Origin of the sequence: Methanospirillum sp., from assembly GCF_028679455.1 — an archaeon.
GTDB lineage: Archaea > Halobacteriota > Methanomicrobia > Methanomicrobiales > Methanospirillaceae > Methanospirillum.
Genome location: NZ_JAJRBM010000054.1, coordinates 1 through 6,670 on the forward strand (window position 1 = coordinate 1; position 6,670 = coordinate 6,670).

At 46.2% G+C, this 6,670-nt stretch carries 8 protein-coding genes; 7 read left to right on the top strand and 1 reads right to left on the bottom strand.

Annotated elements, in window-relative coordinates:
* The 7 genes from LUQ50_RS01715 to LUQ50_RS01745 form a co-directional block, all read left to right on the top strand.
* A partial coding sequence (locus tag LUQ50_RS01715) for a class I tRNA ligase family protein (protein WP_300035244.1) occupies positions 1–534 on the top strand: 534 nt, incomplete at its 5' end.
* 802 nt (positions 535–1,336) lie between these two features.
* Complete coding sequence (locus LUQ50_RS01720) at positions 1,337–1,633, top strand: histone family protein (RefSeq protein WP_300035247.1); 297 nt, start codon at positions 1,337–1,339, stop codon at positions 1,631–1,633.
* 106 nt (positions 1,634–1,739) lie between these two features.
* Complete coding sequence (locus LUQ50_RS01725) at positions 1,740–2,537, top strand: acetyltransferase (protein WP_300035251.1); 798 nt, start codon at positions 1,740–1,742, stop codon at positions 2,535–2,537.
* A gap of 176 nt (positions 2,538–2,713) precedes the next feature.
* Complete coding sequence (locus tag LUQ50_RS01730; RefSeq protein ID WP_300035254.1) at positions 2,714–3,094, top strand: hypothetical protein; 381 nt, start codon at positions 2,714–2,716, stop codon at positions 3,092–3,094.
* A 199-nt stretch (positions 3,095–3,293) separates the two neighbouring features.
* Positions 3,294–3,434, top strand: coding sequence for a hypothetical protein (locus tag LUQ50_RS01735; protein ID WP_300035257.1), 141 nt, complete (start codon positions 3,294–3,296; stop codon positions 3,432–3,434).
* A 15-nt stretch (positions 3,435–3,449) separates the two neighbouring features.
* The gene (locus LUQ50_RS01740; RefSeq protein ID WP_300035260.1) at positions 3,450–3,722 is read left to right on the top strand and encodes an ACT domain-containing protein; all 273 of its coding nucleotides are present in this window, start codon (positions 3,450–3,452) and stop codon (positions 3,720–3,722) included.
* Positions 3,723–3,731: 9 nt separating this feature from the next.
* Positions 3,732–5,096, top strand: a complete 1,365-nt coding sequence (locus tag LUQ50_RS01745) for a PFL family protein (protein ID WP_300035263.1) — start codon at positions 3,732–3,734, stop codon at positions 5,094–5,096.
* A gap of 19 nt (positions 5,097–5,115) precedes the next feature.
* Here LUQ50_RS01745 and LUQ50_RS01750 read toward each other — a convergent pair whose 3' ends face one another.
* On the bottom strand, positions 5,116–6,573 hold the full coding sequence (locus tag LUQ50_RS01750) for an MFS transporter (protein WP_300035266.1): 1,458 nt from the start codon (positions 6,571–6,573) through the stop codon (positions 5,116–5,118).
* Between the last annotated feature and the right edge of the window lie 97 nt (positions 6,574–6,670).

Genomic DNA, 6,670 nt, shown 5'->3' on the forward strand with positions numbered 1-6,670 from the left:
CACCCGATGGTGAGATACTGGTTGCACCCCGGGTTTCTCACGGTAAAGGGTGAGAAGATGTCTAAGTCTCTGGGTAATTTTATCACTATCAGGAATGCCCTCAAAGCCTGGAATAAAGATGTATTACGATATTATATCCTTTTATCCCATTATCGGTCTCCCCTTCAGGCGACTGAGGAAGGGATGACGAATGCTGAAAAGGCTCTCGAACATATTCGTGCAATTGCGGTAACAGATAACGGAGTTAATCCTGAAGCACGGAAGGCGTTCACTGATGCAATGGAATCTGACCTCAACACCCCGATGGCTCTTGCCGCAATCCAGAACCTTGCCTCAAGCGGTGATCTCCAGGCACTGAGGGAATATGGAGAAGTCCTGGGTATTAACTTCCTTCGTGATGCCAGTATACCGATCACGATTCTCCAGGATATCAGATCAGAACTACGTGCCAGAAAGGAGTTTGAGCTTGCGGATATCATCCGTGACCGTATGACTTCCGCTGGAATTACCATAACTGACCCGCCGATCAGATAGATTCCCTGCTCCTTACCTAACCAATATAACCATTACTCGTGCTCTCCCGTGGTCAACGTAATAACGATTTTTCAGTCAGGCAAGGCGTAATCGGGTAAAACAGGACCGGTAGCGGAGTATAATTCGCGAATGCAAGGATTAGAATGTTGCTAATTTTGGGACATCAGGACGCAATTATTTCGGACAATCTTATTTGGGATTGAGGAGTGAAGGTCCGTTCACTCCATAAACTGATTCTAAAAAATATCCTGTTAGAGGATTATTGAGAGGTGACATAGTATATTCAGGCTGGAACATGTACCGAGTACCGAGAATGCACCTTACTGACAGTAATTTCCACGCCTAAGTTCCAGGGGATATATCATAACTTCCAAGAGAGCCCTGATCACTCCATCATCGAGGCCGGGTCTGGTTGTTTTTGTTAGTTCGATTCCTTGAGGATTCATGGTTGCCTCATGTTCACGAAGTGAACATATATATGTCAACCCAGATTGATATATCACTTTGATTGGCGGCATTAATTGCCGTAACTGAAAATAATCCGGTAACATATTCCAAAGATGTAGTTTTCACGAATTTACCTGGATACCTGACTATCCTTTCCTGAATAGAAAATCAGTCCCTAATAATCATGAAAATGTATCCTGAAACGAGTACAATAAATAAAATCAATCCGATAAAAATTTAAATAACTTATTCCTATATGAAAGTATCATGATGATGTTTGGTGGGGATCACCCGTCAAATCTTTAACGTGCATTGTGCTAACAGGTGTAACACATCATGAGGAATGGGGACATATATGGCAACCAAAAAGGGACAAAAGACTGAGGCCAAGAAAAAACCTGCCTCAAAAGCCAGTACTCCGGTAAAAGCAGAAGCAAAGTCTAATCGATCAGATCTGCCTACTGCAGCAGTAGTGAGGATTGCAAAGGCCAATGGTGCTGAGCGAGTAGGAGCTGACGGAGCGGCATCTATTGTACAGATGGCAGAGGCTTACATCGGAAAACTGGCAAAAGAAGCGAATAAACTTGCTTCCCATGCCGGCCGGAAGACCCTGAAAGCTGAAGATATTGAGATGGCCTCGGAAAATCTCTGATTTTCCCACGCTCTATCCTTTTTACCGTACGGTGTTCTTCTAACAGTAACCCTGTTTTAATCGTATACCCTTTTCGTGTTTCCTATTGAATACTATGATAATGAGTATGAGTCAGTGTCCGGTTATCCTCGTACATGGATGGAACAGCCATCCCGGGATCTGGAAAAAACTGATGGTTCATCTAGATGCGGCAAAAATCGCGTATTACCGGTTTGATCATTCTCTATTGAAAAACTGTTCGATCCCTGAAATATCCCGGAATCTTCATGCATACATTGAGGGAATATGCCATGAAAACGATTACTCAGGACCCTTTGACATCGTATGCCATTCACTCGGAACTTCCATTGTCAGGTATCTCCTTGAGGTGGTTGATGGACCCGGGCAGGAACTCTCAGTAAGACAGGTGATCGGTATCGGACCGCTCAATACCGGTTCAGCGCTTGCAGAACTTTTTAATGATCCTAAACACCGCGATACTATCATCAGTGCCCTGACCGGTGTTTTTGTTCAGGATGATTTTGATCCTGCATCTGATAAGATTATACAGGATGTTCGACCCGGAAGTAAGGTCATGCGTGATCTTCGTTCAGCTGGTCTTAGGCAGGACATATCCTATCGGGTTATTGTAACCTCAAATCCTGAAGCCCTCCCTGATTTTTTTCCTTTGTTTCAGGGAAAAACCTGGGAGTTGTCTGATGACGGGCGATATCAGGTAACGCTTGATGGTGATGGGATTGTATCGAACCGTGAATCTCAACTTCCAGGGGTCTCTCTCGATATCATACCTGCATCCCCGGGAGCAGATGAAAATCTCCTTTCACTAGACCAATACTGTCATATCTGTATGCCCAAAAACCCTCTCGTGATTGAACGAATTATGCAGTACCTGACTGATCAATGAGACTCATGACCGACAAAATCCCGGTTATATATAATAATAAATTTGAATCTCTTTGAAATTGCGGTAATTTCCTAAACAACAGGCAGTGAAAGGACATATAGTCCTGATGAACTCGTGAGGCCTCCCTGATTGAATTCATAAGGTTATTATAATAATAAGTCGACTATAAAATGCGGATGATGGAAACCTCTGGAATACCTTCTCTCACTGAGACTGAAGAAGAAGTAATTCATCTTCTTGTTGAAGTCGGCCTGAAAATAAATGAGGCACGTCTGCTCGTAGTCTTCTTCCGGGGGCTGGAGCCGACTTCACGAGAACTTGAACGGATTACCGATCTCAGACAACCTGAAGTGAGCATTGGGATTACCTGTCTCTCGAAACGCCAGTGGGTCGGTGTTTCAAGTCTGATTACAGCAAAAAAAGGGAGACCTGTGAAAGTGTTTAGTCTCGTAAAACCGGTTGATAACATTCTGGATGAGATCAGGGACAGCATCGTGACCGGGTATGATCAACAGGTCATTCTGCTTCAAAGGATCCGGGAAATTATCCGGAAGTGATGATTATCTATTCAATATAGGTCTATCAGTGGTAACCACACCACTGATATTTCACCAGATACGGCCTGATACTCGTGAGTTAGGTATACGTGTTAGTTGCAGGTAATGGAACAAAACGGTGAGTTTTGTTCTTCATACTGCGGGACAACTCTTCTCTCCCTTACCAACTGCGTAAGACTTCCTGTTTTTTGATCCGGTTATGAGCCGAAATTCAGATACCGGTATGATAGACCGGGTATTATTGGCGATGTTCATATCACGGCTGGTGTCTGCAGGTCTGGTGAGGGTAATCATCCTTATTTTTGAAACCGGATTAATCTCTGATGAACGTCAATACTAGTATAAGGTTCTCAATATGAAGAAGACAATTATTACCGTAGTCGGAAAAGACACGGTGGGAATTATTGCAAAAGTCTGCACCTACCTGGCTGAGAGCCAGATCAATGTTGAAGATATCTCACAGACTATCGTCCAGGGCTACTTCAATATGATGATGATCGTCGATACCGAGGGTGCTTCAAAGCCATTTTCAGAGATGGTAACTGACCTCGATACGCTCGGCGATGCAATCGGTGTCAGGATAAGATGCCAGCGTGAAGATATCTTTACAAAAATGCATCGCATTTAACGGTTTTTTATGGTCAATATTCACGAGGTTCACGAGACGAACATGATGATCGAGCAGGAGAAACTTGATGTCCGGACTATCACACTCGGCATCAGCCTTCTTGACTGTTGCAACTCCGATCTCACTACCCTGAATCAAAATATATATGAAAAGATAACCCGTCTTGCAAAGAACCTGGTCTCAACCGGAAGAGAGATAGAACTTGAATACGGGATTCCGATTGTAAACACGAGGATATCGGTTACTCCCATAGCCCTGATTGCCGGACAGGCCTGCACGTCTCCTGCAGATTTTGTATCGGTTGCAAAGACCCTGGATAAGGCTGCCTGCGATATGGGGGTCAACTTCCTTGGCGGGTACTCTGCTATCGTTTCAAAAGGGATGACCCCTGCCGATGAAAACCTGATCCGTTCTATTCCCATGGCCCTCTCATCTACTGAACGCGTCTGTAGTTCAGTAAATATCGGTTCCACCAAGACCGGAATCAACATGGATGCCGTGAAACTTATGGGGACCATTATCAGGGAGACGGCAGAAGCAACAAAGGATACAAATTCTCTCGGCTGTGCCAAACTGGTGGTCTTCTGTAATGCACCTGATGACAACCCGTTCATGGCAGGAGCATTTCATGGTGTTTCCGAGGCTGATGCGGTCATTAATGTGGGTGTCAGCGGTCCGGGAGTGGTCAAGCATGCACTTGAGGGAGTCAGAGGAAAGGATTTCGAAGTGCTCTGCGAGACGGTCAAGAAGACTGCTTTCAAAGTCACTCGTGCAGGTCAGCTCGTTGCCCAGGTTGCATCAGAACGGCTCGGAATACCATTCGGGATCGTTGATCTCTCACTTGCACCCACCCCGGCGGTCGGGGACAGCGTAGCAGAGATCCTCGAAGAGATGGGGCTTGAGTCAGTCGGTGCTCCCGGAACCACGGCTGCACTCGCCCTCTTAAACGATCAGGTAAAGAAGGGCGGAGTCATGGCGAGCTCGTTTGTCGGTGGTCTCAGCGGCGCTTTCATCCCGGTCAGCGAGGATCAAGGCATGATCGATGCCGTACTCCGCGGTGCCCTTACGCTTGAAAAGCTCGAAGCGATGACTTGTGTATGTTCGGTCGGTCTGGATATGATCGCAATACCGGGCGACACCCCGGCATCTACCATATCAGGAATCATCGCCGATGAGGCTGCAATCGGGATGATCAACCAGAAGACGACTGCTGTACGCCTGATTCCGGTGATCGGAAAAAGCGTCGGTGAGATGGTAGAGTTTGGAGGACTTCTGGGTTATGCTCCGGTTCAGCAGGTGAATACATTCGGTTGTAGTGACTTTATCAACCGGGGAGGCAGGATTCCTCCACCGATTCACAGTTTCAGAAATTAAACCCTCACGGGTTTCAGGTTTATATCTCCTCCGGAATTGCTGCCTGTTCGTCAGTTCCCCGCATGGCTGACGCAATAATGGCTAATATCGTAAACGCAGACGAGATCCAGAACGCCATCGTGACACCTCCGGTGAAAGATATCTGCACCGGTACAGGTTGATGCATCCCTCCGACCACAAACATGTTCATCATCTGATCTAACGGGACCGTACTGACCAGGATGGGAAGTGCAATCGTCATTGCTATGACCATTCCGGTATTTCCCAAAAATGTCCGCATGGCAGATGCAGCCCCCCTGCGTTCAAGAGAGACACATGCCATGATTGCACTCGTATTAGGTGGCTGAAACAATCCTGAACCGACTCCGGAGATAAAAATCCATACCAGGATCAGCCAGATAGGAGTGTCATACTGCATCAATGCCAGACCTAATAGCCCGAAAAAGGAGATGATTAATCCGAACGTGGTTACTATCCGGGACCCGTACTTATCAGAGAGCATCCCTCCGATGGGGCCGGTTATCACCAGTCCGATTCCCATGGGAGCGATGAGGATACTGGCCATCAGGGGATCATATCCTTTCAGTCCCTGGAAAAACAGAATCAGGAGCATCATGACCGCTCCTCTGGCTATTGAATTGATAAATGCACTTGACTGGCCGAACAGGTAGGTACGGCTCTTAAAAAGTGAGAGATCTATCAATGGATACCGGGTCCTGAGTTCGTGCCTGATGAACGCAACCAGACAGACCAACCCGATGATAAGCATGAGAAGCATTGCAGGACTGAAGAGGCCCACGAGAAATCCTGCACCGCCATAGATTGTCAACGCAATAAACGCGATGGCAAAGAGGAGTAATCCAAAGAAATCAAATGTTTCTTCCCCTTTAAATTCATGTATCTCATAGAGCCGTTTCCAGGTTAAATATGCGGCAACGATTCCGATAGGGACGTTCAGGAAAAAATTAAGGCGCCAGTCTATCATTGACAGAAATCCGCCAATAACCGGGCCTAATACAAACGTTGCAGCAATTATCATTGAAAGGATGCCCATAGCCCGGCCGAGTTCCTGCCTGGGGAAGGCATCTACCACGATGATTGTCCCGTTTGAGACGATTATCGCCCCTCCGATAGCCTGGAAAATTCGAAATCCGATGAGTTGATACACATCTGCAACCATTCCACAGAGGAGGGAGGCAATGGTAAAAACCAGAATTCCAAAGATGTAGATCTTTTTTCTCCCGTACATATCAGCAAACCTGCCACACACCGGCGCCAGGATAGTCATGACGAGCATGTAGACGATAAGAACCCAGGTTACATTGACAAGCGTGGTGTTGAGATCTACCATCAGGGTAGGAAGAGCGATGATGAGTGTACTGGAATTGAGAATGCCAACCAGGGTGCCAAGAGAAGCAACCAGTAAGGCTACCCATTTATAATTAGCATCCGGATGATGAGGCTGAATCGTATTCATGTAATTTGGTTACCTAATGATATTACGAGTATACAATGATATGGGTGATTATAATTGAGTATCATCCTACATATGAGCGGATGAAAATAGGCCCGGA

Excerpts from the sequence above, each read along its gene's own strand:
- LUQ50_RS01720 (WP_300035247.1), top strand. The coding sequence starts at position 1,337 with ATGGCAACCAAAAAGGGACAAAAGACTGAGGCCAAGAAAAAACCTGCC.
- LUQ50_RS01725 (WP_300035251.1), top strand. The coding sequence starts at position 1,740 with ATGAGTCAGTGTCCGGTTATCCTCGTACATGGATGGAACAGCCATCCC.
- LUQ50_RS01730 (WP_300035254.1), top strand. The coding sequence starts at position 2,714 with ATGATGGAAACCTCTGGAATACCTTCTCTCACTGAGACTGAAGAAGAA.
- LUQ50_RS01735 (WP_300035257.1), top strand. The coding sequence starts at position 3,294 with ATGAGCCGAAATTCAGATACCGGTATGATAGACCGGGTATTATTGGCG.
- LUQ50_RS01740 (WP_300035260.1), top strand. The coding sequence starts at position 3,450 with ATGAAGAAGACAATTATTACCGTAGTCGGAAAAGACACGGTGGGAATT.
- LUQ50_RS01745 (WP_300035263.1), top strand. The coding sequence starts at position 3,732 with ATGGTCAATATTCACGAGGTTCACGAGACGAACATGATGATCGAGCAG.
- LUQ50_RS01750 (WP_300035266.1), bottom strand. The coding sequence starts at position 6,573 with ATGAATACGATTCAGCCTCATCATCCGGATGCTAATTATAAATGGGTA.